General features: G+C 71.7%; 30 protein-coding genes. 14 read left to right on the plus strand and 16 right to left on the minus strand.

Features of this window, described 5'->3' with window-relative positions; genetic code table 11:
• Positions 1-10: 10 nt before the first annotated feature.
• A complete protein-coding gene (locus A3G1_RS0126870) occupies positions 11-1,156 on the minus strand; it encodes a coiled-coil domain-containing protein (protein WP_018352599.1) in 1,146 nt (381 codons plus the stop codon).
• A gap of 93 nt (positions 1,157-1,249) precedes the next feature.
• On the opposite strand from A3G1_RS0126870, the gene A3G1_RS37065 reads away from it, so the two are divergent.
• The 3 genes from A3G1_RS37065 to thpR are packed head-to-tail and all read left to right on the plus strand — an operon-like array spanning position 1,250 to position 3,627.
• Complete coding sequence (locus A3G1_RS37065) at positions 1,250-2,098, plus strand: exonuclease domain-containing protein (RefSeq protein WP_018352600.1); 849 nt, start codon at positions 1,250-1,252, stop codon at positions 2,096-2,098.
• Positions 2,099-2,143: 45 nt separating this feature from the next.
• Positions 2,144-3,058, plus strand: a complete 915-nt coding sequence (locus A3G1_RS0126880) for an NAD-dependent epimerase/dehydratase family protein (protein WP_018352601.1) — start codon at positions 2,144-2,146, stop codon at positions 3,056-3,058.
• A 14-nt stretch (positions 3,059-3,072) separates the two neighbouring features.
• On the plus strand, positions 3,073-3,627 hold the full coding sequence (gene thpR, locus A3G1_RS37070) for an RNA 2',3'-cyclic phosphodiesterase (RefSeq protein ID WP_018352602.1): 555 nt from the start codon (positions 3,073-3,075) through the stop codon (positions 3,625-3,627).
• Positions 3,628-3,678: 51 nt separating this feature from the next.
• Here the strand turns inward: thpR and A3G1_RS40900 are convergent, their stop codons facing one another.
• The 3 genes from A3G1_RS40900 to yidD form a co-directional block, all read right to left on the minus strand.
• Positions 3,679-4,101: a hypothetical protein gene (locus A3G1_RS40900; protein ID WP_157641423.1), complete on the minus strand. Its 423-nt coding sequence runs from the start codon at positions 4,099-4,101 to the stop codon at positions 3,679-3,681.
• Between the two features lie 24 nt (positions 4,102-4,125).
• A complete protein-coding gene (locus A3G1_RS0126895; RefSeq protein WP_018352604.1) occupies positions 4,126-4,677 on the minus strand; it encodes a DUF2716 domain-containing protein in 552 nt (183 codons plus the stop codon).
• Positions 4,678-4,998: 321 nt separating this feature from the next.
• Positions 4,999-5,706 carry a membrane protein insertion efficiency factor YidD gene (yidD, locus tag A3G1_RS41945; protein WP_245563600.1) on the minus strand — a complete coding sequence of 236 codons (708 nt, stop codon included), beginning with the start codon at positions 5,704-5,706 and terminating at the stop codon, positions 4,999-5,001.
• Between the two features lie 83 nt (positions 5,707-5,789).
• Here yidD and A3G1_RS37075 point away from each other — a divergent pair, with 83 nt between their 5' ends.
• Positions 5,790-6,665 (plus strand): hypothetical protein, encoded by an 876-nt coding sequence (locus A3G1_RS37075; protein WP_018352606.1) that lies wholly within the window; start codon positions 5,790-5,792, stop codon positions 6,663-6,665.
• 62 nt (positions 6,666-6,727) lie between these two features.
• Here the strand turns inward: A3G1_RS37075 and A3G1_RS37080 are convergent, their stop codons facing one another.
• Entirely contained in the window at positions 6,728-7,402 is a 675-nt protein-coding gene (locus A3G1_RS37080) for a DUF4386 domain-containing protein (RefSeq protein ID WP_018352607.1), read from the minus strand.
• A gap of 111 nt (positions 7,403-7,513) precedes the next feature.
• On the opposite strand from A3G1_RS37080, the gene A3G1_RS37085 reads away from it, so the two are divergent.
• Positions 7,514-7,726, plus strand: coding sequence for a hypothetical protein (locus tag A3G1_RS37085; protein ID WP_018352608.1), 213 nt, complete (start codon positions 7,514-7,516; stop codon positions 7,724-7,726).
• Positions 7,723-8,061: a hypothetical protein gene (locus tag A3G1_RS0126920; protein ID WP_018352609.1), complete on the plus strand. Its 339-nt coding sequence runs from the start codon at positions 7,723-7,725 to the stop codon at positions 8,059-8,061. Before A3G1_RS37085 ends, A3G1_RS0126920 begins: the two co-directional genes overlap by 4 nt.
• Here the strand turns inward: A3G1_RS0126920 and A3G1_RS0126925 are convergent.
• Both A3G1_RS0126925 and A3G1_RS0126930 read right to left on the minus strand, forming a co-directional pair.
• Positions 8,030-8,662, minus strand: coding sequence for a response regulator (locus tag A3G1_RS0126925; protein ID WP_018352610.1), 633 nt, complete (start codon positions 8,660-8,662; stop codon positions 8,030-8,032). The two genes, A3G1_RS0126920 and A3G1_RS0126925, sit on opposite strands and share 32 nt — an antisense overlap.
• Positions 8,659-9,867 (minus strand): sensor histidine kinase, encoded by a 1,209-nt coding sequence (locus A3G1_RS0126930; RefSeq protein ID WP_211216390.1) that lies wholly within the window; start codon positions 9,865-9,867, stop codon positions 8,659-8,661. Before A3G1_RS0126930 ends, A3G1_RS0126925 begins: the two co-directional genes overlap by 4 nt.
• A 211-nt stretch (positions 9,868-10,078) precedes the next feature.
• Between A3G1_RS0126930 and A3G1_RS0126935 the strand changes: the two genes are divergently transcribed.
• Positions 10,079-10,759 carry an HNH endonuclease family protein gene (locus A3G1_RS0126935; protein ID WP_157641424.1) on the plus strand — a complete coding sequence of 227 codons (681 nt, stop codon included), beginning with the start codon at positions 10,079-10,081 and terminating at the stop codon, positions 10,757-10,759.
• A 1-nt stretch (position 10,760) separates the two neighbouring features.
• On the opposite strand, the gene A3G1_RS0126940 is transcribed toward A3G1_RS0126935, so the two are convergent.
• Positions 10,761-11,702 carry an MBL fold metallo-hydrolase gene (locus A3G1_RS0126940; protein WP_018352613.1) on the minus strand — a complete coding sequence of 314 codons (942 nt, stop codon included), beginning with the start codon at positions 11,700-11,702 and terminating at the stop codon, positions 10,761-10,763.
• A 96-nt stretch (positions 11,703-11,798) separates the two neighbouring features.
• Between A3G1_RS0126940 and A3G1_RS0126945 the strand changes: the two genes are divergently transcribed.
• Positions 11,799-13,229 (plus strand): ArnT family glycosyltransferase, encoded by a 1,431-nt coding sequence (locus A3G1_RS0126945; RefSeq protein ID WP_018352614.1) that lies wholly within the window; start codon positions 11,799-11,801, stop codon positions 13,227-13,229.
• Here A3G1_RS0126945 and A3G1_RS0126950 read toward each other — a convergent pair.
• Both A3G1_RS0126950 and A3G1_RS0126955 read right to left on the minus strand, forming a co-directional pair.
• Positions 13,220-14,014, minus strand: coding sequence for an HAD family hydrolase (locus A3G1_RS0126950; protein WP_018352615.1), 795 nt, complete (start codon positions 14,012-14,014; stop codon positions 13,220-13,222). The genes A3G1_RS0126945 and A3G1_RS0126950 overlap by 10 nt on opposite strands.
• A gap of 73 nt (positions 14,015-14,087) precedes the next feature.
• Positions 14,088-14,969: a LysR family transcriptional regulator gene (locus A3G1_RS0126955; RefSeq protein WP_018352616.1), complete on the minus strand. Its 882-nt coding sequence runs from the start codon at positions 14,967-14,969 to the stop codon at positions 14,088-14,090.
• Between the two features lie 91 nt (positions 14,970-15,060).
• On the opposite strand from A3G1_RS0126955, the gene A3G1_RS0126960 reads away from it, so the two are divergent.
• A complete protein-coding gene (locus A3G1_RS0126960; RefSeq protein WP_018352617.1) occupies positions 15,061-15,870 on the plus strand; it encodes a GNAT family N-acetyltransferase in 810 nt (269 codons plus the stop codon).
• A 32-nt stretch (positions 15,871-15,902) separates the two neighbouring features.
• Here A3G1_RS0126960 and A3G1_RS0126965 read toward each other — a convergent pair whose 3' ends face one another.
• The 3 genes from A3G1_RS0126965 to A3G1_RS0126975 all read right to left on the minus strand — a co-directional run bounded on the left by A3G1_RS0126965 (position 15,903) and on the right by A3G1_RS0126975 (position 18,315).
• Positions 15,903-16,832, minus strand: coding sequence for a GNAT family N-acetyltransferase (locus A3G1_RS0126965; RefSeq protein WP_018352618.1), 930 nt, complete (start codon positions 16,830-16,832; stop codon positions 15,903-15,905).
• 69 nt (positions 16,833-16,901) lie between these two features.
• Positions 16,902-17,633: an SOS response-associated peptidase gene (locus A3G1_RS0126970; protein ID WP_018352619.1), complete on the minus strand. Its 732-nt coding sequence runs from the start codon at positions 17,631-17,633 to the stop codon at positions 16,902-16,904.
• 118 nt (positions 17,634-17,751) lie between these two features.
• Positions 17,752-18,315: a dihydrofolate reductase family protein gene (locus A3G1_RS0126975; RefSeq protein WP_018352620.1), complete on the minus strand. Its 564-nt coding sequence runs from the start codon at positions 18,313-18,315 to the stop codon at positions 17,752-17,754.
• Positions 18,316-18,459: 144 nt separating this feature from the next.
• Between A3G1_RS0126975 and A3G1_RS0126980 the strand changes: the two genes are divergently transcribed.
• The 4 genes from A3G1_RS0126980 (at position 18,460) to A3G1_RS0126995 (ending at position 20,632) form a co-directional block, all read left to right on the plus strand.
• On the plus strand, positions 18,460-18,933 hold the full coding sequence (locus A3G1_RS0126980) for a hypothetical protein (protein WP_018352621.1): 474 nt from the start codon (positions 18,460-18,462) through the stop codon (positions 18,931-18,933).
• A gap of 70 nt (positions 18,934-19,003) precedes the next feature.
• Positions 19,004-19,531, plus strand: a complete 528-nt coding sequence (locus A3G1_RS0126985) for a hypothetical protein (protein WP_157641425.1) — start codon at positions 19,004-19,006, stop codon at positions 19,529-19,531.
• Between the two features lie 88 nt (positions 19,532-19,619).
• Positions 19,620-20,063: a GNAT family N-acetyltransferase gene (locus tag A3G1_RS0126990; RefSeq protein WP_018352623.1), complete on the plus strand. Its 444-nt coding sequence runs from the start codon at positions 19,620-19,622 to the stop codon at positions 20,061-20,063.
• Entirely contained in the window at positions 20,063-20,632 is a 570-nt protein-coding gene (locus A3G1_RS0126995) for a GNAT family N-acetyltransferase (protein ID WP_018352624.1), read from the plus strand. The genes A3G1_RS0126990 and A3G1_RS0126995 overlap by 1 nt, the downstream gene beginning before the upstream one ends.
• Before the next feature lie 31 nt (positions 20,633-20,663).
• Here the strand turns inward: A3G1_RS0126995 and A3G1_RS0127000 are convergent, their stop codons facing one another.
• The 3 genes from A3G1_RS0127000 to A3G1_RS0127010 form a co-directional block, all read right to left on the minus strand.
• Positions 20,664-21,392: a hypothetical protein gene (locus tag A3G1_RS0127000; RefSeq protein WP_018352625.1), complete on the minus strand. Its 729-nt coding sequence runs from the start codon at positions 21,390-21,392 to the stop codon at positions 20,664-20,666.
• A 173-nt stretch (positions 21,393-21,565) separates the two neighbouring features.
• A complete protein-coding gene (locus A3G1_RS0127005; protein WP_018352626.1) occupies positions 21,566-22,051 on the minus strand; it encodes a P-loop nucleotide/nucleoside kinase family protein in 486 nt (161 codons plus the stop codon).
• 68 nt (positions 22,052-22,119) lie between these two features.
• Positions 22,120-22,839: an NAD(P)-dependent oxidoreductase gene (locus A3G1_RS0127010; protein ID WP_018352627.1), complete on the minus strand. Its 720-nt coding sequence runs from the start codon at positions 22,837-22,839 to the stop codon at positions 22,120-22,122.
• Between the two features lie 274 nt (positions 22,840-23,113).
• On the opposite strand from A3G1_RS0127010, the gene A3G1_RS0127015 reads away from it, so the two are divergent.
• Positions 23,114-23,977, plus strand: coding sequence for an aldo/keto reductase (locus A3G1_RS0127015; protein ID WP_018352628.1), 864 nt, complete (start codon positions 23,114-23,116; stop codon positions 23,975-23,977).
• Positions 23,978-24,009: the final 32 nt, after the last annotated feature.

Here is a 24,009-nt window from a genome sequence, read left to right on the forward strand (position 1 = left end):
CCTATGTAGTTTAAGCGCGGCTAGCCCCGAGCTGTGCCAGAGCCACGGCCAGGTCCGAGACCTGCTTGCTGAGCCCGGCGATCTGCGCGCGGGCCTCGTCGCGCTCGGCGATGGCGGCGTCCCGGGCCTGGGCCGCGGAGGCTGCTGCGGTGTCTGCCGTCGCGGCGGAAGTGGCCTGGAGCTGGAGCTGGTCGCGGAGCGCCGTGAGTTCCTGGTCTCTGGTGACGAGGGCCTGCTGGGCTGCTTCCAGGGTGGCCTGCGCGTCCGTGAGGCCGGCCTGGAGACGGGTGACCGTGGCGCGCTCGGCGGTCAGGGCCGACTCTGTGGCGGTCAGGGTCGCGCGGGCCTCGGCGAGTTCCTTGCTGGTGGCCGCGAGGGTGGCTCCGGCGGTGGAGAGCTGGTCCGCGAGAGCGGCGTTCGCGGTGGCCAGGGCTGCGTGCTCGGCGGCCAGGGTGTCGCGTTCCCTGGTGACGGCGTCGCGTTCCTGGGCGAGCTGGTCGCGTTCCTTGGACACTGTGGACAGTTGCGTGCGGGCCGCGTCGCGCTCGGCGATCGCCTCGGCGCGGACCGCTTCGGCAGCGGTGGCCTGCGTACGGGCGGTGTCGCGGGCTTCCTCGGCGGCTGCCCGGGCCAGCTCGGCCTTGGCCTGGGAAGCGGCGGCCTGAGCTGCGGCGTCGCGGGCCTGCTGGGCCGCCGTGGCCGACGCGGCGGCCTCGGAGCGGGCGGTGGCGACGTCAGCCTCGGCCTGCGTACGGACGGCGGCGGCTTCCTCGGTGATCGCGCGGGCGCGCTGAGCTTCGGCTGAGGCCGCGACCTGGGCCTCGTCCCGTTCGGTGTGGGCTGCCGCGACAGCCGCGGCGGCCTCGGCGCGGACCTCGGCGGCCTGACGGTCCACTCCGGCCGGCGACAGCTCACCTGCGAGGGAGGTGGCCAGGTCGGCGGCCGCCAGCTCCATGCGCTCGACGAGTTCCCACGCCTTGGCCACCTGGCCGGCCAGGCCAGGGGAGGTCCGCTCCCGCTGGCGGCTGCTGCGGGCGGCGCGCAGGCAGGCGCTGTCGTTGTCACGGCAGTACTGGAACGGGCGGCCGGAACCCGCCTTCTGCTGTACCGGGCGGCCGCAGTGCGCACACGGCCGGGTTACGTCCACGCTGGTCACGGCACGGAGTCTAATCCGGCACCGTACGGACCGGATCGTGCACTGTGTGGCATGGCGGGAAGTGTCAGGGGGTTCCGCTACGCTCTAGCGCCGATGGCAGTCAACAGATACCCCGGGCAGTGCCACGTGTGCGAGCAGCGCGTGCCGGCCGGCGAGGGGACACGGGCTAGGTCGGACTCCGACGATCGCTGGATCGTGTATCACCAGCACTGCATCCCAGCCCCGCGTGCGCCGGAGCCCGGCGACCACGACGGCTGGCACCGCCGCCCGCTCGCGGCGTTCGATGTGGAGAGCACCGGCGTCCGGCACAGCGTCGACCGGATCGTGTCGGCCTCGGTGCGCGACACCGCCGGGCAGAGCATGGAGCTGCTGATCGACCCCGGCGTCGAGATCCCGGCCGGCGCCACGGCAACGCACGGCATCACCACCGAGCAGGCCAGGGCCAGCGGCCGCCAGCCTGCCGAGGCGCTGGGCGAGCTGGCCGACACGCTCGCCGCGTACCTGCGGGCCGGCACGCCGATCGTCATCTACAACGCCGTCTACGACCTGACCCTGCTGGAGTCCGAGCTGCTCCGGCACGGCCTGCCGTCCCTGCTGGCCAGGGCCGGGCGGATCGAGCCGCTGATCATCGACCCGCTGGTGCTCGACCGGCACGTCGACCGGTACCGCAAGGGTGGCCGCACGCTGGAGGTGGTGTGCGCGCACTACGGCGTCACGCACCCCGGCCCGCACCGCGCCGACGCCGACACGCAGGCCTGCCTCGACCTGGCCATCGCGATCGCCCGGCGGTACCCGGAGGTGGCCCGGATGAACCTGGCGGACCTGTTCGCCCGGCAGGCCGCCGCGCACGCCGAGCAGGCGGCCTACTGGGCGAGCCGTGGCCGCGACGCCGACCCGGCCTGGCCGGTCGGTGCGATCGCCGCCGAGGTGTGGCCCGGGTAACCCGGGCAACTGTCACGCTTCCGGGGGCCGGCTCGTCCGTATGCCATGAACATTCTTCTTGCTGGCGCCACCGGCGCCCTCGGCCTCCCGCTCACCCGCCAGCTGCTCGCCGCCGGTCACCGGGTGACCGGGCTGACCCGCTCGCACTCGCCCGTCCTCGCCGCGCTCGGCGCAGGGCAGGTGCACGGGGACGCGCTCGACGAGCGGTCGGTGCTGTCCGCCGTGGACGGACACAAGTTCGACGTCGTCATGCACCAGCTCACCGCGCTCAAGAAGGCGCCGACCCGGCACAAGGACATGTACGCGACCAACGAGCTGCGCCAGCGGGGGACCCGGACGCTGCTGGCCGCGGCGCGGGCCACGGGCGCAACCCGGTTCGTCACGCAGTCGATCATCTTCGGGTACGGCTACGGGGACGTCGGGCCGGTCACCGAGGAAACGCCGCTGGCGGAGCCGGGTACCTCGAAGTTCGCCCCGCACCTGGCGGGCATCCGGGCGGCCGAGGAGCAGATCTTCGCAGCGGCGGGGATCGAGGGCGTCGCGCTGCGGTACGGGCTGTTCTACGGCGGGGACTTCGCCTCGCTCGTGCCGATGCTGCGCAAGCGCGCCCTGCCGGTGGCCAGCCGGGCCGCCCGGGTCGGCTGGATCCACCACGAGGACGCGGCGGCGGCGACCGTCGCGGCCGCCGAGCGGGGCCGGGCCGGGGAGGCGTACAACATCGTCGACGACGTACCGGCGTCGTGGACCGAGCTGATCCGCGAGAGTGCGACACTGGCCGGGGCGCCGGCACCCCGGGTACTGCCGCCGTGGCTGGTCCGGATCGCCGCGCCCTACGGCTGGTCGGTGCTCGGCGGCACGAGCGTCCAGGCCAGCAACGCCAAGGCGCGGCGCGAGCTGGGCTGGGCCCCGGAGTACCGGTCGTACCGGGAGGGGCTGGCCGCTGCGGCCGCCGCGCTGTAGAGGACGGGAGACACATGCGGCTCTTCGTGGCGATCTTCCCCGACGCCGAGGTCATCGAACATGTCTCCGCCTTCGCGGACGGCCTGGCGATCGGCCGGGCCGCCGCCGGCGGGGTCAACACGCGGCGGCTGGCCCCGGACATGCTGCACGTGACGCTGGCCTTCATCGGCGAGGTACCCGACAAGAAGCGCGCGGGTGCCGAGCTGGCCACGGCCGAGGCCGCCGCCGTGCTCGCCCCGGCCGGGCTGCGGCTGCGGGGCGGCGGGAGCTTCGGGCCGGTGCTGTGGACGGGGGTCTCCGGGCCGGTCGGCGCGCCAGCCGTCGCGATCCGCCGGGCGCTGACCCGGCACCGGGTGCCCTACGACCAGCGGAAGTTCCGGCCACACCTGACACTCGGCCGGCCGGGCGACCGGATCCCGCTGGCGGACTTCGAGGACGACGTCGAGCGGCTGGGCGGGTACGAGAGCCCGGAGTGGACGGTCGGCAGCCTCGAACTGGTCGGCAGCGTGACGGGGCCGCAGACCCGGTACGAGATCCTGGGGTCCTGGCCGTTCGGCCGCACCGGCTGAGCGCAGTGATGATCAGTACGTCTCGATGCGGCTGCCGTCAGCCTGGACGTGTCAAGTCAGTCGGTGGCGGAGTTCTGCGAGCCCGTTCTGGGCCGCGTGGCGGATGGGTTCATGCTTGTGGGGCAGGAAGCCGTTCAGGATTGGTTCCACGCTTGGGTCGCCCGTTGCGCCGAGGATGGGAAGCAGGTACTCCACCGCGGACAGGTTCAGCGTGGCCAGGGCAGGGAGCAGGGGTGCCAGATCGTTCAGCGGCAGGTCCTGAGGGATGCCGCTGATCACGTTCGCAAGAGCTTCCTGGACAGCGGCGTCAGTTTCGGCTGCGAGGTGTGTGATCGCCAGGTGTGCCAGATCTGTGTGATCCGCAGCCGGCGTCCAAATCTGAGTCAGGTCACTCAGCTCGTCGGCGGCCAGCTCGCGGACACGTGAGTCACCACTGTCTAGCCGCCGCTTGATCCGAGCCAGTTCAGGATCCATAGCCCACAGTGTGGCCGAGAGCGTCTACCCCGATGCCTCACATGACTGTCGCCTGCGCGGGCCGATGCCGTCTCGCCGCATCAGAGGACCCAGCGCGTCCGTGCCCAGCCGATTGATCGCCCGGAGCGCGGGCGCGCCGAACACGCACAGCGTCGACTCGCACGCGCTCGCAACCAGGCCGAATCGCAGGTCCCGGGGCACCAGGATTGCGGGGTCACGCCAGCCCGCCAGTACTTTGGCTTCGTTCTCGCCAGGCCCGCCCTCAGGTACGCAGCAGGGCAGGAACAGGCTGGACGGGTGAACCCAGTCGTGGAAGACCGCTGCCTCGCCGAACCCCAGGCACTCCTCCAGGACCGCGCAGACCAGCTGCCCGACACCCAGCCAGTCCGGCGGCCCTGCGTCGCGCACCGGCAACAGGTCCCAGGTCAGCGAAGGTGCCGGCTCCGTCGCCAACGGCTGGCAGAAGGTCGCGCGCCCGAACTCGTCCTGATACTCCTGCCACAGCCCGCGCCAGGCGTCGTCCTCCAGTTCTACCCACGGGCTGGGCTCTTCCTCAAGGTCCGCCAGGTGTGCCATCGCCGTACCGTAATGGCCGCAGCCACCCCGCGTCGCCCGAGATTGGCCGGCCACGCATCAGCCCAGAAGAGCATCACACCGTCGCCTACGATTCCGATCGTGCGAGCCGGTGGCGAGCGCGATCAGCCGATCAGTTGCGCCGCAGCCCATGTCTCTCCTCACGTCCCGCGTCTGGTCCAGTGCCATCCAGCACACCAACGGAGGTAGCACCCGCCTCAGCCAGGACTCGGCGCAACCGGCCGGGGCACGATCGCCTGTGGCGACGGCAGCCCTGGTGTCGGCATGATCCCTCCCCGTTCTCGTGTCTGCCGTCAGCAGTAGTCAGGATGCGGTCAGGGCGGTGGGGAGTACCGGGTCGGGGGTGCCGCACGGGACCTCGGCTGTGCAGCGGCGGATGCGGGCGAGGGCGAGACGGGTGCCGATCCAGGCGCCGTAGACGCGGATCGCTTCCGCGCCGTACCGGCTGCAGCTGGGCGTGTAGCGGCAGTGCGCGCCGAGCCGGGGTGAGACCCAGCGCTGGTAGCAGCGGATGGCGAGCAGCCCGGCCCTGGCCGGCAGGGTGACCCGGCCGAGCGGGCGCGGGTCGGCGACGGACATCCACAACGAGGTGACCCGCTCGACCCACTGGGCGGACTGTCCACAGGAGAGGTTGGAGTCCCCGCAGTTCAGCGTGCCCTTCGCGCAGCTGTCGTCGACGATCGCCTGGCAGGTGTCCTCGACGATGTCTTCCATGATGTCGCCGCACACCTGGTTGCACGAGTCGTCGCAGCTGTCGCCACAGGAACCGCCGCAGCTGATGGGGCCCGTTCCGCCCGTATCGGGTGTCTGCCCGATGACGCCGGGTGTGGTCTTCGTTCCGGTCGGCAGTGGAGTGGGTGTTCCTGAGTGGGCGGTCGGGGAAGCGGAGGAGGCGGGGGCAGCTGGCGGGGTGCGGCGCTGGCTCAGCCACCAGCTGAAGGCCAGGGCCGCGGTGACCAGAGAGGTGAGGGCTCCCAGCGCCCACCAGAGCGGCCGTCGTCGATCGGGCACGTCGGGCAATCTACCTCGCGCGGGGGATCGGGGCCACCGCTGAGCGGGATGGCTGGCGGCACGGGCTGGGCGAGAGTCGGGTCATGAGATACGGATACCTCGCGGTCGCGGCCATGTTGCCGTACCTGTTCCTGAAGATCGCATGGCTGGCCGGCAGCGACATCGGCGTGAACGAACCCGGGATGATGAACACACCGGGGATGCTGGCGGCCAACGCCGTCACGGGCGGGATGGAACTCGCGGGCGCGCTGATCGCCGTCGCGCTGACCCAGCGGTGGGGGCAGCGGCTGCCCGGCTGGCTGGTGACCTTCCCGATGTGGGTGGGGACGGGGCTGCTGGTGCCGATCCTGATGACCGTCCCGGCCGGGATGGCGCTCGGTGCGATGTCGGCGGCGAGCGACGAGCTGCAGCCGTGGGTGTACCTGGTGGTGTACGGCGGGTTCTGTGTCCAGGGTGTCGCGCTGATCCTGGCGTTCGGTGCGTACACGAAGCGGCGCTGGCCCGGGGCGTTCGCCGCCGGGCCGGGGGTCGCGGGCCCGGCTCGGCCGTTGCAGGCGACCGTGGCGAAGGGGATGGCGGCGCTGTGCGCGCTGAGCGCGGTGCTGGGCGTGTACTGGCTGCTCGGAGGCTCGGCTGGCCGGCCTGACGCGTACCGGTACACGACTGTCCAGGTGCTGTCCCATGTGGCCGAGGTGCTGCTGGTGCTGGCTGCGGCGGCTGGGCTGGCGATGCTGGTGTTCCGGTACGGCAGGCCGGGGCTCGGGGCGGCGCTCGCGTGGACCGGCAGCGGGGCGATGTTCGCTGGGGGCGTCATGGGGCTGCTGCCGACGCTGCTGGGCGCGGTGGAGGGCAGCGGGCTCGGTGACGTCGCCGCGCTGGCGAACGGGCTGACCGGCGTGACGATCGCGCTGTCCGCCGCCTTCGTGCTCGCCGAGCGCCAGGCGGCAGCCGAGGCGTGATCTCAGGGAAGGAGTGCTCTCAGTGGAGGGCAGCCAGGTCGGCTGCCCTCCACTGAGGTCCTTTAGCGGAAGCGTTTGACCAGCACGTATCCGAGCAGCCAGAGTTCGGCGACGGCGGCTGGGACGATGGCGAACGGGCTCACCTCCGCGCCGATGCCGGGGACGAGGAACCGGGTGTACATGTCGGTCAGGTAGCCGAGGCAGCCGATCCCGAGCACCACGCCGAGCGTCTTCGGGAAGAAGCCGGAGCGGTAGGCCAGGTAGCCGAGCGGGGCGAGCCACAGCGCGAAGAAGATCTGGGCGATGAGGAAACCGTAGGCGTTCAGGTCGAGCAGGAGCAGCACGAGCGCGTCGGAGCCGGCCTTGCCGAAGGCGGTCGCGTAGGAAGGGCCGGTGGCGACGAGCAGCGCCCCGGACTGGTGGACGAGGTTGAGTGCCATGGTGGCGCTGGCGGCGGCGACGAACAGCATGAGCAGCCGGGCCGCGTTGCGGCTGACGTGGCCGAGCAGCCGGCAGAAACCGAAACCGACGAAGATCATCAGCGTGGCCTGGGTGAGGTCGGCGGCGAAGCCGAACCGGAGCAGCGTGGCGTGCTCCGCCACGTTCCTCGCGGTCGCGGCGGCGTCGCCGGGGACGTGGATCGTGCCGCGCACGGCGAAGTGCGCGAAGGCGCTGAGGAGGGCGACGAGCAGGTAGAGGACGCCAGTGATCTTGGCGATCCGGTTACGGGGGGTCATGGGTGGCTCCCAGCGGGGTCCAAGAGAAGGGATGTCAAAGATTCTTGACAAGGCCAATGTATGGCCCTGCTTGACATGAAGTCAAGAATTCTTTACTCGTACCCTGGGGGAATGACGGACGTGCTGACCGCGCTGGCTGCCCGGGTACGCCGGCGGGGCACCGGAGGCGGCGAGCTGCTGGGGCCGCTGGACGAGATCTACCGCCCGGCCGCGTACGAGATCCGGATCGAGGCCGAGGCCCGCCAGGAACAGGGCGCGCCGCACGCACGCGGGGGCGAGGACTCCGGGTACCGGGGAATGGGTTTCACCGTGAAGGGACAGTGAGCGGCCTGCCCAGCGGAAAGCCCTACTGGCAGTGCTACTGGTATGACCTGCGCTTCCGTGCCCTGGGCGCACCGTCGTTCGAGCCGTTGGGGGACGGCCGGCCGCAGCAGGTGCCGAACACGTGGCTGGCGACGGGCCCGGTCGGGGATTTCGCGGACTGGATTCTCGCCGAGGCCGCCGGAGAGCTGGACGATCTGCGCGGTGAGCTGCGCGTTCTCATCTACACCGATGCGCGGCCCGGCCCGGACGCCGAACCGGTGCTCGCCCGGACAGCCAGCCTCGGCGCCACCCGGGCTGGTGAGGTCAGCAGAAGCCGGACTCGAAGGCGGCGATGACCGCCTGGGTACGGTCACGGACGCCCAGCTTGACCAGGATGTTGCGGACGTGGGTCTTCACGGTCTCCACGCCGAGGAACAGCTCGGCGGCGATCTCCGCGTTGGACAGCCCGGAGGCCATCAGGCGCAGCACGTCCTGCTCACGGTCGGTCAGCCCGGCAGAGGCGAGCCCGGCCCTGAGCCCGGCCTGCCGGACGCTCATCGCGCGGATCGCCGCCGGGAACAGCAGCGAGTCGCCGCTGGCCACCACCCGGACAGCCTGCACGATCTCGGCCGGGCGCGAGCGCTTGAGCAGGAAGCCCTGCGCGCCGGCCCGCAGCGCGTCGTAGACGTAGTCGTCGTTCTCGAACGTCGTCACCACAATGATCTTCGGCGGGTCCGGGATCTTCTCCAGGATGTGCCGGGCGGCGGAGATGCCGTCCACTCTGGGCATCCGCACGTCGAGAAGTACCACGTCGGGGCGCAGCCTGCGGACGGCGTCGAGCGCCTCGACCCCGTCGGCGGCCTCCCCGGCCACGGTCAGGTCCGGCTCGGCGGCGATCACCGCGCGCAGGCCGACCCTGACCAGTTCCTCGTCGTCAGCGATCAGTACCGATGTCATCGCGGTAACCACACCTCCACCCGCCACAGTTCCCCTTCCAGTCCAGCGCTCGACCTGCCGCGCAGCGTCCTGGCCCGTTCGGCGATGCCGCGCAGGCCCCGGCCGCCGGACGGTACCGGGGTGCCGGGGCCGAGCGGGTTGGTCATCACGATCAGCAGGCCCTCGGCGTCGGGGGCGAGCCGGAGCGCCGCCGGTACCTGGCCGGCGTGCCGGAGCACGTTCGTCAGGCACTCCTGCACGATCCGGTAGGCCTCCCGTGACACCTTCTCCGGCAGGCCCGACAGGTCACCGGACAGGTCGAGGGTCACGGAGACGCCTGCGAGCCGGGTCCGGTCCAGCAGGTCAGGGAGGGCGCCCAGGTCCGGGCTGCCGGGCTGGGTGCCCCGCTGGTCGTCGTGGTCCTCGCGGAGCAGCCCGAGGACCTGGTCGAGATCGGTGAGCGCGGCCCGGGCCGTGTCCTCGATCGCCGCGAGGGCCCGGCGGGCGAACTCCGGATCGGCGTCGAGCACGTGCCCGGCCGCCCCAGCCTGGACGGTCACGATGCTGAGCGCGTGGCCGACGGAGTCGTGCAGGTCCCTGGCGAGCTGGTTGCGCTGGGCGAGCCGCTCGGCGCGGCGTTCGGCCTCGGCGAGTTTCTCGGCGGCGGACGGGCCGAGCAGTACCGGGGCGAGGCGGGCCAGCAGCCAGCCGGCCCCGGCGACCAGGGCGGCGAGAGCGGCCAGGCCGGCCAGGCCCGCGAGGGGAGCGGTGCCCGAGCCCCACTCGGCGGGCTCGTACCCCCACAGGTGCATGTCGCGGCTGGCCTGCTCGCCGAGGAGCGGCACGCCGAGCAGTACCAGGCAGGCCGGCGGCACGCTCAGCGTCAGTGCGCTCATGACGCCGCCGAGGATGAGGTGCGCGGTGAGCCACAGGCCGGTACGCCACCGGTCGGCCCAGGTCGCCGAGCGGGCCGGGGTGAGGTGCACGCCGAGCAGCTGGCGGGCGACGGCTGCCGACAGTGCCCTGATCACGGGTACCCAGCCGGTGACCACCAGCGCCGGGATCGTCCCGGCGAGCACCAGCACCTGCGCGCGCAGCATGTCCGCGGAGTTTTCGAGGCTGACGCTGGAGCCGACGGAGAAGAGCACCACGCCGAGCAGCACGTACGGGGTCAGTAACGCCCCGCCGATGATCAGGAAGGCCCAGCGGCCGAGCAGCGCTCGCACCACATGATCTTGCCATGCGGGCCGGGCCGCGCGCGTTCCGCCCGGATCGGCGGACGGCGTGCGGCAGGATCGATCACGTGGCCGGAGGGTGCACGCGGCTCGGTGGTGTCCGGATCGGAGGGCGCACCTGGTTCGGAGGGGGCCTGGTTCTGAGGACGCAGGCGGATCGGGGTGCACCCGGCTCGGGGACGTACATGTATCGGGGGTGCGTGTGGCCCGGAAGGTGGCGGGGCGGGAACTCGCCGGGCTGCTGGTGGTCGGCGCGGTGGCGCTCGGTGCCGTGCTGCTCCTGCGCGGTTCGCGGGGAGAACCGCCGGCTCCCGCCCCGCCAGTCGCCGCCGCCGAGGCGCTGAGCCTGCTCGCCGGGCTGCGGCAGGAGACGCAGAGCCACTGGGAGAGCTACGACCGGCGTGCGTTCGGTGAGCCACTGTGGACGGACGACACCGATGCCCCGGACGGGGGCAACGGCTGCGACACCCGCGACGACGTGCTCCGCCGGGACATCCCGGACGGCGACCACGGGACCGGGTGCGGGGTGCGGGCCGGGACGCTCCGTGACCCGTACACCGGCCGGGAGCTGTACTACGACCGGCGTCAGGCCAGCGAGATCGAGACCGATCATGTGGTCGCGCTCGGGGCGGCCTGGCGGTCGGGCGCGTGGGCCTGGGAGCCGCAACGCCGGCGCGCGTTCGCCAACGACACCGGGAACCTGCTCGCTGTCTCGCGGGCGGCGAACCAGGAGAAACGGAGCCAGACGCCGGACAACTGGCGGCCGCGGCGGGAGTTCTGGTGCGGCTACGCCAGCCGGTACACGATGATCAAGTCTCGTTATGAGCTGAGCGTGACGGCCACCGAGCGCGACGCCCTGGCGGACATGCTCGGGACCTGCTGAGTCAGAGCGCCGCGACCCGGTCGAACACCCGGGACTCGCCGACGGCCAGGTCCCACAGGTCCTCGCGGGGCAGGCCGGCGTCCGCCCAGGCCACGCGGGCCTTGTACAGCGGTTCGAGTACGGGTTCGGGTGTCAGGCCGAAGGTGCCCCAGTGCATGGTCGCCATCTTCGCCGCCCCGAGTTCCCTGGTCGCCTGGACGGCCTCGGCCGGGTCCATGTGGACGGACCGCATCATCCAGCGTGGCGAGTAGGCGCCGATCGGCATCAGGGCCACGTCGAGCGCCGGGTATCGTTCGCCGATCTTCTGGAAGTACGGGCCGTAGCCGGTGTCGCCGGCGAAGAACAGCTGCTCGCCGAGTACCCAGCCGCCCCACAGGCTCTTGCACGTGTCGGTGAGGGTACGGCGGCTCCAGTGGTGTGCCGGGACGAAGCCGAACGACAGGCCGCCCACCGAGGCCGACTCCCACCAGTCGAGCTCGGCGACCTGCGTGAAGCCCCGCCGGCGGAACCACTTGCCGAGCCCGCCCGGTACCAGGACCGGCGTGGCCCGGTGCAGCCGTTTCACGGTCGGCGCGTCCAGGTGGTCGTAGTGGTTGTGGCTGATCACGACGGCGTCGATCCGGGGCAGGTCGGCCCACGGCACACCGGGCGGGGTGTACCGGGCCGGGATCGCCGGGATCTTGCGCGACCACACCGGGTCGGTCAGCACGGTCAGCCCGCCGATCTGGACGACGAAGCTGGCGTGCCCGGCCCAGGTGACGGCGGCCTGGCCCTCGCCGACCACCGGCAGCCCGTCGCGCTTCTCCGGCAGGCCGGGTATGCCGTCGAGGGCTGTTCCCCGGGGGACGAGGCCGCCCTGCCGGTACACCCTGAGCAGGTCGCGCAGGCTGGGCAGCGGCGCGGACAGCCGGTCGGCGAACGTGCTGGGCCAGGTGCGTGTCATGTCCTGATTGTCCACCCTGGTGCGCGGCTGGAGGATCGAATGCCGCAGGAGGTCACAGACTCCATATAGTGAACTAGATCGATGTATGATCCCGCAGTGGATCGCCAGCCGTCCGCCCGGCTCCCCGTCGGCCTCGTGGCCCTCGGGGTGAGCACGCTGCTCCTGCTGACCTCCGGTGGCTACGGGTACCACCGCGACGAGCTGTACTTCCGGCTGCTGTCGGCGCATCCCGCGTGGGGGTACACCGACCAGCCGCCGTTCACGCCGATGCTGGTGCGCGCCTCGATCTGGCTGTTCGGGGACACCGTGGAGGCCATCCGCGTGCCAGCCGCGCTGTTCGCCGGCTTCGCCGCCGTGCTGCTGGCCCTGGTCGCGCGGGAGGCCGGCGGAGACGCGCGGGCACAGGTGCTGGCGGCGCTCGGCGGCGGGGCCAGCGGGTACGCGCTGGTCAACGGGCACCTGGCCGTCACGAGCGGACCGGACCTGGTGGTGTGGCTGCTGGTGATCCTGTTCGCGCAGCGGGCACTCGGCCGTGGCGAGCCGCGCTGGTGGCTGGCGGCCGGCGTGGCCGCCGGCCTCGGGCTGTACAACAAGCACCTGGTCGTCCTGCTGCTGCTCGGGCTCGCCGCCGGGCTGCTGGCCGCCGGTCCGCGCCGGGTACTCGCCTCGCCCTGGCTGTGGGCGGGCGTGGCGGTGGCGGTGGTGATCGGGGCGCCCAACCTCTGGTACCAGGTAACGAACGGCTTCCCGCAGCTGGAGATGGCCGAGGCCGTCCGGCGCACGAAGGGCGGCGAGTCCCGGGCCACGCTGCTCCCGATCCAGCTGCTCGTCCTCGGCCCGCTCCTCGTTCCCGTGTGGATCGCGGGGCTCGTGCGGGCGGCCCGGCGGGCGGAGCTGCGCGCCTTCGCCGTGGCGTACCCGGTGATCCTGGTTCTGGTTTTTGTCACGGCTGGCCAGCCCTACTACCCGTCCGGGCTGCTCCTGGCCCTGTATGCGATGGGGTGCGTGACTGCCGCGCGCTGGTTCCGGGTGTACGCCTGGCCAGCCGTCGCGCTCAACGTCGTCACGGCCATCGTGATAGCGCTGCCGATCGTGCCTGCCGGGCTGCTGGGCAGCACGCCGATCCCCGAGATGCACCCTGGCACCCGCGACCAGATCGGCTGGGAGGCATACGCGGCGCAGGCCGAGGCCGTCCGCCAGGGCCTGTCACAGGAGGAGCAGGCCATGACGATCGTCCTGACCAGCAACTACGGGGAGGCCGGGGCGCTGCGCCGCTTCGGCGGAACCCCGGATGTCTACAGTGGGCACAACGAGCTGGCCCGGTTCGGCCCGCCTCCGGAGAGCGCGCGGATCACGATCCTCATCGCGCGCCGGCCCGTCGCCGCGCTCGGCGCCTGCGAGGAACGCGGCCGGCTGAATAACCAGGCCGGCGTGGACAACGAGGAAGAAGGCGTGCCGATCTGGATCTGCCGCGACCGCCGCGTGCCGTGGCGCGACCTGTGGCCGCAGCTCAGGCACTACTCGTAGATCCGCTCCAGGACCAGGGCCACGCCGTCGTCGTTGTTGCTCGCTGTCCGCTGGTGGCCTGCGGCCTGGACCTCCGGATGCGCGTTCGCCATCGTGTACGCCGTGCCGGCCCAGCTCAGCATGCCGAGGTCGTTGATGCCGTCCCCGAACGCGAGCACGTCGGCAGCCGTCAGGCCCAGGCTCGCGCTGTAGGCGGCCAGGGTACTCACCTTCGTCACGCCCGGCGCGCTGATCTCCAGCAGGCCCGCCCCGCCGGAGTGCGTGATCTCGGCGAGGTGGCCCGCCGCCGCGCGGGCCGGGCCGAGCATCGCGTCGGCGGTGAGGTCCGGGGCGTGCACGAGCAGCTTGCTGATCCGGGCAGCGTGGCCTAGCGCGGCCTCCACATCGGGCACCTCCAGCTCGATGCCCGGCCCGTCGTGGCCGCAGCGCCAGGTGAACGATGGCAGGCAGTACACCAGGTCGCCGGTCTCCACCGCGCAGCCGGCCGAGGGCAGCGCCACGCTGATCGCCTCGACGAGCTTGCGCGTCACGGCCGGTTCGAGCGACCGCTCGGCGAGAACTTCCCTCGTACCGGGCGCGTACGTGATCGCGCCGTTCGAGCAGATCGCCGCGTCGGCGTACCCGCCGAGCCAGTCGATGAACCGTGGCGGCCGGGCCGTGACCGGCACGACGAGCGCCCCGCGCGACCGGGCGAGCGCGAGGGCCGCCTTGGTGCGATCGGAGAGGACGCCGCCGGTACGCAGCAGGGTTCCGTCAAGGTCGGTGGCGATGAGACGCGGCAGCATCCGCCGATTCTGCCAGCACCCCCGTGAACCCTGCCCGGTGGATCTTGCCAGCGCGAGCCGGGTCCCTGAAGTCCTACCGGCCAGGCCCCAGCGCCCCGGCGATCCGGTTGAGCATGGGGCGCGAGTCCGACACGCGCCAGGCCAGCGCGATGCCGCACCGGTGGGCCGGCGGCAGCGGGACGAAGGTGAGGCCGGAGCGGGCGTAGTGCTCCCCGGTACTGAGGCTGCTCAGCGCGAGCCCCTGCCCGGCGGCGGCCAGCTCGAGGATCTCCTCGATGGACGCGCACTCGGTGACGCCGGCGATGTCGGTGATCCCGAGGTGGCCCGGATGCCGGAAAGCCTGGTACCGCCGGTCGGGTGTGCCGGGCACCAGCCACCGCTGCCCGGCCAGGTCGGACGGCTCGATCGTGTGGCGCGCGGCCAGCGGGTGGCCGGCCGGGAGCGCGATGGCCCGCTGGTCCGTCGACAGCGGAAGGACGGCCAGCGCCTCGTCCCCGCCGAGCGGCGGCCAGACGATCGCCAGGTCACTGGCCCCGGACAGCAGCCCGCACGACGGATCGTCGAAGTCGTACCTGCGCAGCCGCAGCTCCCGCCCCGACTCCCGCTCGATGACCTCCAGTACCCGCCGGGTGTCCGACGCCGCGGCCTCCCCGAGAAACCCGATGGTCAGCGGCGCGGCGTCCCGGCCCGCCAGCAGCGACCCGAGGTCGTCCGCGGCGCTGACCAGGGCCGTGGCGTGGGGCAGGACGCGCCGTCCGTGTTCGGTGAGCCGGACCCCGTCGCGTTCCCGGTGCAGGAGCTGCTGCCCGGCGCTGTCCTCGAACCGCCGGACCGCCGCGCTGAGCGTCGGCTGGCTGACCCCGAGCTCCCGGGCGGCCGCACGGAACGATCCGGCGGCGGCGACAGCGGCGAACGCGCGGACGGCTGGCAGGGTGATCTCGGGGGTGCGCTCCACGCAGCGACAATAGCCTCAGGCTATCGGGTTAGCCACACGCTATCGGGTACCCGGGGCGGCCATCAGGCAGGCTGTACCCATGATCGGAAGCATGAACGGGACCATCCGCCGGCTCGGCGTCGCCGAACTGCCCGCCTGCATGGCGCTCGCCGCCGACCGGGGCTGGCAGCCAGAGGAAGCCAAGTGGCGGCTGCTGTTCTCCGTCGGCGAGGTGTACGGGCTCGAACTCGGCGGGCAGGTCATCGCCACGGCGACGCTCACCCGGTACGGGACCGGCCTCGGCGCGATCAGCATGGTCCTCGTCGCGGCCGCCCACGAGGGCAAGGGCCACGGCCGCCGCATCATGAACCACCTCATCGACGCGGCGGGCCCGGAAACGACGGTGTTCCTGCACGCGACCCCGATGGGCCAGCCGCTCTACGAGAAGCTCGGCTTCCGCGTGACCCACCACGTCGGCATGCACGCCGGGACGATGGACGTGCCCCCGGCCAGGATCTCCCGCCCCGCCACCCACGCCGACCTGCCGGACCTGATCGCCCTCGACGCGAAGATCTTCGGCGTGGAACGGGCGGACCTGGTGACCCGGCTGCTGGACTTCGCCGCCAGCGTGCGGATCGCCCTCGACGGCTCCGGCTACGCCGCGGCCTGGGACAACACCAGCAACCACGTCATCGGGCCACTCCTGGCCGGCTCGCTGACCACAGCGCAGGGGCTCGTCAGTGACCTGGCGGCGGACGTGGCGGGGCCGGTACGCCTCGACCTCGACGACCCGGCCCTCACGTCCTGGGCCCTCGGCCACGGAGCCCAGCTCTTCGCGTCCGGCACCTTCATGGTGCGCGGCGCCGGCATGCCCGGCCTCCGCGCACACGTCTGGTCCCCGGTGATGCAGGCCCTCGGCTGACCGGTACCGGGCGCGGCGCGAGGGCTCAGCGATCACGGACGGGACATGGTGATCTGCCGCTCGAAGTTCACGTAACCGGCGCGCTCGAAAGCCCTGGCCATCGGCACGTTGCCCAGGTCGGTGGCCGCCCGGATCCGGGGCATGCCGGCCTCGGCGAGGATCCGGGTACCCGCGGCGAGAATGTCGTCGATGTATCCCTGCCCGCGATGTGCGGGCAGCACGCCGATGTAGGCGATCACCGGGTTGTACGGGTTGTGCGCGCCGACGACGAACCCGACCGGCTCGCCGCCGGGCAGCTCGGCGATCTGCCACCAGTCCCGGGGGCTGGTGTAGTGCGCGAACTCGCCGTCGTAGTGATCGGCCGCGGCCTCCTCCGGCGTCATCCGGGTCAGGTCCTCCTGGCTGTGCGCGTCCAGGGTGCCGTCGAGTACCTGGGTCATCAGGCCGATCAGCTCCTCCCGGCCCGACACCGGCCGGAAGTTCAGCCGGCCGGCAGGCTCCGCCAGCGGGGTACCCGGGCGCCACTCCAGCCGCAGCCGCTCGACCTGGAAGACCCACCCGGCCCGTTCCACGACAGCCGTCCGGTCGGCGACCACCTGCCCCGCCTCGGGATCCTCACGCCAGTCCGGCGGGATGAACCGGATGTAGTCCGGTGCCTGCGTACCAGCCGGGAGCACCTCGGCCATCGAGGCTTCCAGGAGCCGCACGCCGACCTCGACCCGGTCCGGGGCCTCGCCGTCGAGGTCGAGGAAGTCCAGGACATCGGGGACGGCGGCGCCGGGCTGCGACCACCAGGCGAGCCGGGCGACCGGGCGGCCTTCGCGCAGCGCCAGCCACATCCACTCCGGACGGCGGCGGCCGGTGCTGAGGTCGTCGGCCAGCTCGTGGTCGAGGGAGTAGCTCAGGCTGGTGAACAGGCCGAGTTCCTCAGCGCCGGTGATGGTACGGATAACCAGGGACAAGCCAGACTCCTGACAAAAGATGATCTTCGCCAGGAGGCTACCAACCTGCGGCGCTGACGGCGCTGGCAGTCAGCTGGCCGGCTCGAGCAGGTGCTCGTCGTTGGCCTTCACCTGGTTGATCCTGGGGGAGATGCGGTACGCGGTCACGAGGCCGGTCGCGGGTTCCAGGAGGCTGACAGCGGCTGCCGGGTCGCTCAGGGCCGGGTCCAGCCAGTCGTCCCACGAGCCTGCCGGGACCGTCATCGGCGTGCGGTCATGGATGTGACCGAGGTGGTCCTCGGCGGTGGTGGTCAGGATCGTCATCGACAGTACCCACGCGCCGGGCGCGCTGACGTCACCGACCTCGGGATCACGCCAGTACCCGTACAGCCCGGCCAGGTGCAGCATCTCCCCGTCGCCGCCCTGGGGCCTGAGGTACCAGGGCAGCTTCGACTTCCCATCGTCACCCGTGGTCCACTCGATGTACCCGGACGCGGGGACGATGCAGCGCCGGGTACGGATGCCCTTCTTGAACGACGGCAGCTCGGCAGCCGTCTCGGCGCGCGCGTTGATCAGAGGCTTCGCGCCCCGCAGGCTCTTCACCCATGGCGGCAGCAGCCCCCACCGCGCGGCGTGCAGTCTCCGGACAGCCTCGCCGTCCTCGCCTGCCCGTTCGAGGATCGCGGGGACGACGTTCGTCGGCGCGACGTTGTAGGACGGCAGCACCGTGAACTCCGGCGCCGAGCCGTCGGGCATCGGCTCCGCCCGGTACAGGGCCGCGAGAGCCTGCGGGGTGGCCTTGACCGTGTAGCGACCGCACATCGAAACCTACCGGTACGTTGACACCCGGCGAGGCTACGCCGGGAACGGGTTGAGTCACGCAGGGGTCCAGGGTAACCATGACGGCTGGGAAGCCGTGATGGCGAAGTAAGCGCTGATGTCAGGCCGGAGTGGCGGGGGCGCGCCTGTAGCGCTCGTAGATCACACGCGAGCCGAAGGTCCTGGTCTCGACCAGGTCCAGCCGGACGTCCCCGGTGACCGGGGGGAGGAACGGCGTGCCGCCGCCCACGACGATCGGATTGCGGAACATCCTCAGCTCGTCGACGAGGCCGAGTTCGACGGCTGCGGCGGCCAGGCCCGCACCGCCGATCGCGACATCCCTGTCAGTCGTGCCGAGCACCGTGGCGACCTCCTCGGCCACGGACCCCCGGGCAAGCCGGGCATTGCCCTGGACGCTGCCGAGCGTCCGGCTGAAGACGACTTTCGGGAGGGCGCTCCACACGCCGGCGAACGCATCGCCGAGTTCTTCCTCCCGTAGCGAGGGATCCGTCTCCCACACCAGCATGGTCTCGTAGAGCCTGCGGCCCAGCAGCATGCCGCCGAGTTCACGGGTCTGCGCGAGATGGAACCGGAACTGCTCCTCGCTGGGCTCCGACCACCCGAACGCCCCTTCGCGATCGGCGATGAAGCCGTCCACCGAAACGCTCATCGAGTAGATCAGCATGGTTGCAGGATACGTGCCTGTTCCCGTGTGATCGTGGCGTTCGGGCAGCACACCCGGCAGCGGAAGGGGCCGCGGGTGTAGCTTGGGCGCGCGTCGATCACCGGCGAAAGATTCACCGAAGTCACCGGCATCGGAGTGGGCCTGATGGGGCTGTGGGCAAGGATCATCGTGGTCAGGGCGGAGTCGGCCGAGGATGTCGATGCCGACCTCGTCGAGTCCGTCATCGTTGACGACCTGCCGCTGCGCGAAGGGTGGCGGCGAATCGTGCTGACAGGCACCAGCCATCAGGCCCTGGTGGACGAGGTGCGCGTTCTCGCGGAGAACTCGGGCACACACGTTCTCGGCGCCAGGGTGCTCGGCAGCGCGTGCGCAGTCCTGGCCGGGGCGGATCCGGACGGCTCGTGGTGGCAGACATCCCTCCACGAGCGGGTGTTCGCGGCACACGGCGCCCCGCTGGTGGGGGAGCCCGTGCTCGAGGCGGCACCGAAGGTGGTGGCCTGGGCGGAACGAGCCGGGCTGAGAAGCGATCCGCGACTGATCGGCCGGGCACTGGCCGCCTGTGAGGATTCAGCAGAGCGCACGTTCGACGGGCTGATCGTGGCACTGGACCTGGCCTGACGCCATCGTGCCGCCGGCTACCAGCCCGTTATGGTGGTCCGGTCCCGCGCTGGCTGTGCAAGGAGGTTTGGTGTCCGTTCCGGTTCTCCGCGAAGCGCCAGCGCCTCCCTCGTTCGCAGTGCGGAGCGGGCTCTGGCTGTTCGCCCGCCATCTTTTCACCGTCATGGTCACGGTCGCGGTCGTGATGGCAGTGTGGGCTGTCGTCTCCGCGCCATTCGTGATGGTCTTCATCGTCGACAAGTCGTTCTCCGCCTCAGGTTATGCGGGAGCGGCCCTCTGGGTGGCTGGTGTCGTGGGCGTGGCGACTCTGGCGATCACGCCGATCGCGCTGGTGCTGGAGAGGCTGGTCCTCCGGGGCGGTCGAGTGTGGACGGTGGCAGGGGTGCTCCTGCCGGTCGTCCTGGGCGTGGCGATAGCCGGGGGTGTCGTCGCCATGTTCAAGCTCACCGGGTCACCCGGGGCTTACAAGGCCGTCGGTATCACGGCCTTCCTCATGCTTCTCCTCGTGATCTACTGGCCGGTGCTGTGGGCGCTCAACCTCGCCAGCTTTGTCCTGCGCCGGATCCGCCACGCCTACCAGGTCCGCCGCCGCCCGTGACCGCCGGTGCGTAATCGGATTGACGCCGCTGCCCCGGCTCCGCATGCTGACCGCCGATCTTGTTTGCCGGATGACGGGGTGCCCGGACATGGACTTTGCTCTTTTCGACCAAGGCACTGCGACCAGCTCGGACTATGAGGCGATCACCGGGATGCTGTCCCGCGTCTATGCCGCCGACCAGCCCGGGAGCACGCCGGCCGCCGTGGCCGCGACAATCGCGTTCCTGACCGAGGCCGATCCTGCGGCCTCGGGCGCTTGGACCTTCTGGCTGGCCCGCGACGACTCCGGCGAACTGGCGGGCATCGGACGCGTTTCCCTGCCGGAGCAGGAGAACACCGACACAGCGATCGTTTTCCTGGAGGTCGATCCCAGCCGCCGCCGCCAGGGCATCGGTACCGCCTTCCTGCGGGCGGTGCTGCCGTCGGTGCGGGCGGCCGGCCGGACACGCGTCCTGGCACGGAACGTCACCATCGCCGGGGACGGCGAGCGGTTCGCCGAGGGGTGGGAGCCAGGTGCACCATCCGAGGCCTGATGCAGACGCTGGACATCCCTGCCGCCGATCCGGCGCTGTGGGAGGTTCCCGCGCCGGCCGGCTACCGGGTCGAGAGCTGGAACGCGGCAGTACCAGAGGAGTTCCTCGTCTCCTACGCCGAGGCGCGCACGGCCATCGCCGACGCTCCCTCCCAGGAACACGAGTGGGAGCACATGGCCTGGACGCCCGCGCGGGTCCGTGAGGAGGAAGCCGCGTTCGCCGCGTCCGGACAGGACTACCGGCAGGCCGTCGCCATCTGCGAGGCGAGCGGGGAGGTCGCCGGCCTCACGGAAGCCGTCGTCCATCCCGCCGAGCCCGAGCACGCTCAGCAGATGGACACCGCCGTGCGGGAGACCCACCGGGGCCACGGGCTCGGCCGGGCGATCAAGGCCGAGCTGATGCGCAGCCTGGTCGCCGAGCGGCCAGCCGTGCGTCAGGTGACGACGACAACCGCGTCGGACAACGTGCACATGATCGCCGTGAACCACGCTCTCGGCTACACCGACACCCGCGGCCTGGCCTACTTCGAGGCGACCGTGGAGGAACTGGCCGCACGGCTGGGCGGTTGAGCTGCCCGCGCCGGTCCTGGATACGCGGGTATCACTTCAGGTGCCTGGCGAAGAAGCGGGTCGCGTCGTCCGCCTCGAACTGCGGGACGCCCGTGTGGCCGCCCAGGTTGGCGTGCAGTGTCTTCTCCGTGGAACCGAGGGCGCCGAACAGGTCCAGGGCCATCTGCCGGTCGTTGCCCTCGTCGTCCCACTGCAGCAGGACCAGGAGTGGGATGGTGACCTGCCGGGCCTCCTCGAACACGGCTCTGGGTACGTAACTCCCGGCGAACAGGAGGGCGGCCGCGATGCGCGGGTCGGCGGCCGCCAGCCGGACGCCGATGGAGATCACCCCGCCCGAGTACCCGGCGGGGCCTGTGATCCCTGGCAGCGACAGGAGAGCGTCCAGAGCGGACTGCCATTCCGGTACCGCCTGGTCGAGCAGCGGGAGAACGAGCCGGTCGACGATCTCGCCGGTCACCGGCTCGCCGGCGCGGAGCGCGTTGTGCAGTGCGGCGCGGGCCTCCTCGGCGGCGCCGGAACGGGGCCGGTCACCGGCCCAGGGGAGTTCGATGGTGGCTGCGGCGAAGCCCTCCGTGACGGAGTGCCGGGCCCGGGCCGCCAGCCGGGGGTACATCCTGCGCAGCCCGCCGGGGTGGCCGAGGAGGATCAGCGGGGCCGGCGCGGACGCGGATCCGGCTGTCCACAGGATGCCGGGGACGCCGTCAAGGGTGAACTCGCGTTCGAGTACGCCGTCGAGGTGTTGTCCGGAAGTGAAGCGCATGGTCGTGCCTTTCGGGAGTGCTCCTGAACGGCGCTCCCGGGCGGCCTATCGCCCGGCCGTGACCCCGGAGGGGAGCACCCACGTCGATACGTTCACGGGTACCACCTCCTCGTTGTCCAGCACGGCTTCCGGCAACGTAGCAGCAGCCGGGTGGCGGGCAAACAGGTTTATCGTCATGACTGCAGGTAGGCGAGGATCTCTGGCAGCGGGTCGGTGCCGGAGGTGTCCACGGTGAGCCGGGGGCCGGTCCACGGCTCGTAGGGGAGTGCCTGCACCTCGGCCCAGGTCGGCGGCGTGTGGCCGGTCAGGTCCGGTAGGCGCTGCTCGACGCGGCGGCGGAGCGCGGCCGGGTCGGCGCAGACCACCTCGACGAACCGCGCTGCCGCGCCATGCTCGGCCGCCAGCGCTGGCCAGCCCGAGCGGGAGACCGCGACCGGGTGGACGGCGTCCACGATGACGGTGCCGCCGAGCGCGAGCTGGGCGGCGGCCAGCTCGGCGGCCACCGCGTAGCCGGCGGTCCCGACCGGGCGGGCACCCGAGCGGCCGATGGCGGCCTCGATCGCGTCGACCCGCAGCCAGGTCGCAGCCATCCGCCGGGCGAGCTCACGGCTCACAGTTGTCTTCCCGCTTCCTGGCAGGCCACCGAACACGATCAGCATGGGCTCAGTCTGCCCTGCCGCCACACGTGCCTGTCCGCAAGCTCCTCCGGGACTGCGCGTGAACGAGGTCAGGGGTGCTGTCGCGCGTGCGCGATGGCTGATGGGGCCAGCCGCCCGACGATCGCCGGGGCCTCGTGGATCAGGGCACGGTCGCCGATCGCCTCGACCATGAACTGGGCGTAGTCGACGCGCCGGGTCAGGTTGCTGGCCAGCACCGGGTCGCCCACGTGCCTGCTCCACACCGGCAGTCCCTGGCTTTCGCCTTCCTCCAGGTCGCTGCCGCGCACCACAGTCCATTGTGTACTGCTGGCGAAGATCCGGCGGCAGGCTTCCACCTGGTCGTCGATGTCCACGAAACGGGCGAGCTTGGCCAGCCGCCCGAACACGGCCGCGTACAGCCGGAACGAGCGGGTGTAGACGTCCAGCCCGTCGCGGGTGATGTGCCAGCCGCAGGAGAACACCAGCCGGGCTCCGGGCTCGGCGTGGTCGAGGACAGCCTGGGCCGTACCGGTGGCGTAGTGGTTCATGCCCCACGGCACCAGAACTGTGAGCACGGCATCGCAGCCCCGCACGGCTCGCGCGATGACGGCCGGGTCGCTGGTCGGCCCGGGGATCACGGTCAGCAGCCCGGCGAAGTCCGCCAGCTTGCCAGTGCTCTTCTCACGGCACACGCCGACGACCTCGTACCCGCGGTCGAGCGCGTGCCGCACCATGTACCGCCCGAGTTTGCCGGACGCGCCGACGACGCACACCCGCTTGCCTGTTCCGGACTTGCCGATCGGTTCCACAGTGGCCTCCTCGCGCCGCGCCCAGCTCGGCTTACCCTGCAAAACTAAGCGACCCCGCAGCCGGGCGGCATGACATACTGCTCGGGTTCCTGCCGGAGGATGGAAGAAGTGAGGTGACGCTGTGGACGCCATGACTGTCCGCCTGGGCGTCGCCGCCTGCCGCTGACCGTCGTGTCGCGGCATCGCCGTTCGCGCCCGGGCTCAAGCCCGTTGAATTCTTTGCGCGAAAGGCAACTCCTGGATGAACCAGCAAGCAAGCACTGCCATGCCAGCGATGGAGTCCGCAGGTGTCGTCCTGCTCGGCGGCGACCTGCCGGTACGACGGCTCGGGTACGGCACGATGCGACTGACCGGGCCCGGTTTCTGGGGGCCGCCGGCCGACCGTGACGAGGCAGTCCGGGTACTGCGCCGGGCTGTCGAGTGCGGCGTCACCCTGATCGACACCGCCGACTCCTACGGGCCGCACATCGCCGAGGAACTGGTCGCCGAGGCGCTGTACCCGTACCCGCCGGACCTCGTCATCTCCACCAAGGGCGGCTACACCCGCCAGGGCCCGGACCAGTGGCGGCCCCTCGGGCGGCCGGAGTACCTGCGCCAGTGCGTCGAGCTGAGCCTGCGCCGGCTCAGGCTGGACCGCATCGACCTCTACCACCTGCACCGGATCGACCCCGCCGTACCGCTGGCCGACCAGCTCGGCGCGCTGGCCGAGCTCCAGTCGGAAGGCAAGATCGGCCACATCGGCCTGTCCGAGGCCGGCGTCAGCGAGATCCGGGCGGCCCGGCAGCTGGTCGAGGTGGCCGCCGTCCAGAACATCTACAGCCTCACCCGGCAGCGGATGCGCGACACCCTGGAGTACTGCACGGCCGAGGGCATCGCCTTCGTGCCGTACTTCCCGCTCGGCAAGGGGGAGCTGGCGCGGCCCGACGGGCTCCTGGCGGCCGTGGCCGGCGAGCTCAGGGCCACACCGGCGCAGGTGGCACTGGCGTGGCTGCTGCACCTGTCGCCGCTGGTCGTGCCCATCCCGGGTACATCAAGGGTGTCTCACCTGGAAGAGAATCTCCGGGCGCCGGCGGTCAGCCTCACCGCCGGGCAGGTAGCGGCGCTCACGGCCGCGTGGACCGACCACCCGGTCTCGTAGGGATGTCAGGCCCGGCGGGTTGTCCCCGCCGG

It is taken from the genome of Longispora albida DSM 44784 (assembly GCF_000379825.1).
In the GTDB taxonomy this organism is placed as follows: Bacteria; Actinomycetota; Actinomycetes; order Mycobacteriales; family Micromonosporaceae; genus Longispora; species Longispora albida.

Bases quoted from the DNA above. Each gene is read 5' to 3' on its own strand.
- thpR (WP_018352602.1), top strand. From the start codon at position 3,073: ATGCGGCTCTTCGTGGCGATCTTCCCCGACGCCGAGGTCATCGAACAT.
- A3G1_RS37075 (WP_018352606.1), top strand. From the start codon at position 5,790: ATGAGATACGGATACCTCGCGGTCGCGGCCATGTTGCCGTACCTGTTC.
- A3G1_RS0126940 (WP_018352613.1), bottom strand. From the start codon at position 11,702: ATGACACGCACCTGGCCCAGCACGTTCGCCGACCGGCTGTCCGCGCCG.
- A3G1_RS0127000 (WP_018352625.1), bottom strand. From the start codon at position 21,392: ATGCGCTTCACTTCCGGACAACACCTCGACGGCGTACTCGAACGCGAG.
- A3G1_RS0126990 (WP_018352623.1), top strand. From the start codon at position 19,620: ATGGACTTTGCTCTTTTCGACCAAGGCACTGCGACCAGCTCGGACTAT.
- A3G1_RS0126895 (WP_018352604.1), bottom strand. From the start codon at position 4,677: ATGGCACACCTGGCGGACCTTGAGGAAGAGCCCAGCCCGTGGGTAGAA.
- A3G1_RS0126970 (WP_018352619.1), bottom strand. From the start codon at position 17,633: ATGTGCGGTCGCTACACGGTCAAGGCCACCCCGCAGGCTCTCGCGGCC.
- A3G1_RS0127015 (WP_018352628.1), top strand. From the start codon at position 23,114: ATGGAGTCCGCAGGTGTCGTCCTGCTCGGCGGCGACCTGCCGGTACGA.
- A3G1_RS37065 (WP_018352600.1), top strand. From the start codon at position 1,250: ATGGCAGTCAACAGATACCCCGGGCAGTGCCACGTGTGCGAGCAGCGC.
- A3G1_RS0126980 (WP_018352621.1), top strand. From the start codon at position 18,460: ATGGGGCTGTGGGCAAGGATCATCGTGGTCAGGGCGGAGTCGGCCGAG.
- A3G1_RS0126960 (WP_018352617.1), top strand. From the start codon at position 15,061: ATGAACGGGACCATCCGCCGGCTCGGCGTCGCCGAACTGCCCGCCTGC.
- A3G1_RS0127005 (WP_018352626.1), bottom strand. From the start codon at position 22,051: ATGCTGATCGTGTTCGGTGGCCTGCCAGGAAGCGGGAAGACAACTGTG.
- A3G1_RS0126950 (WP_018352615.1), bottom strand. From the start codon at position 14,014: ATGCTGCCGCGTCTCATCGCCACCGACCTTGACGGAACCCTGCTGCGT.
- A3G1_RS0126925 (WP_018352610.1), bottom strand. From the start codon at position 8,662: ATGACATCGGTACTGATCGCTGACGACGAGGAACTGGTCAGGGTCGGC.
- A3G1_RS0126880 (WP_018352601.1), top strand. From the start codon at position 2,144: ATGAACATTCTTCTTGCTGGCGCCACCGGCGCCCTCGGCCTCCCGCTC.
- A3G1_RS0126975 (WP_018352620.1), bottom strand. From the start codon at position 18,315: ATGCTGATCTACTCGATGAGCGTTTCGGTGGACGGCTTCATCGCCGAT.
- A3G1_RS40900 (WP_157641423.1), bottom strand. From the start codon at position 4,101: ATGGATCCTGAACTGGCTCGGATCAAGCGGCGGCTAGACAGTGGTGAC.
- A3G1_RS37080 (WP_018352607.1), bottom strand. From the start codon at position 7,402: ATGACCCCCCGTAACCGGATCGCCAAGATCACTGGCGTCCTCTACCTG.
- A3G1_RS0126995 (WP_018352624.1), top strand. From the start codon at position 20,063: ATGCAGACGCTGGACATCCCTGCCGCCGATCCGGCGCTGTGGGAGGTT.
- A3G1_RS37085 (WP_018352608.1), top strand. From the start codon at position 7,514: ATGACGGACGTGCTGACCGCGCTGGCTGCCCGGGTACGCCGGCGGGGC.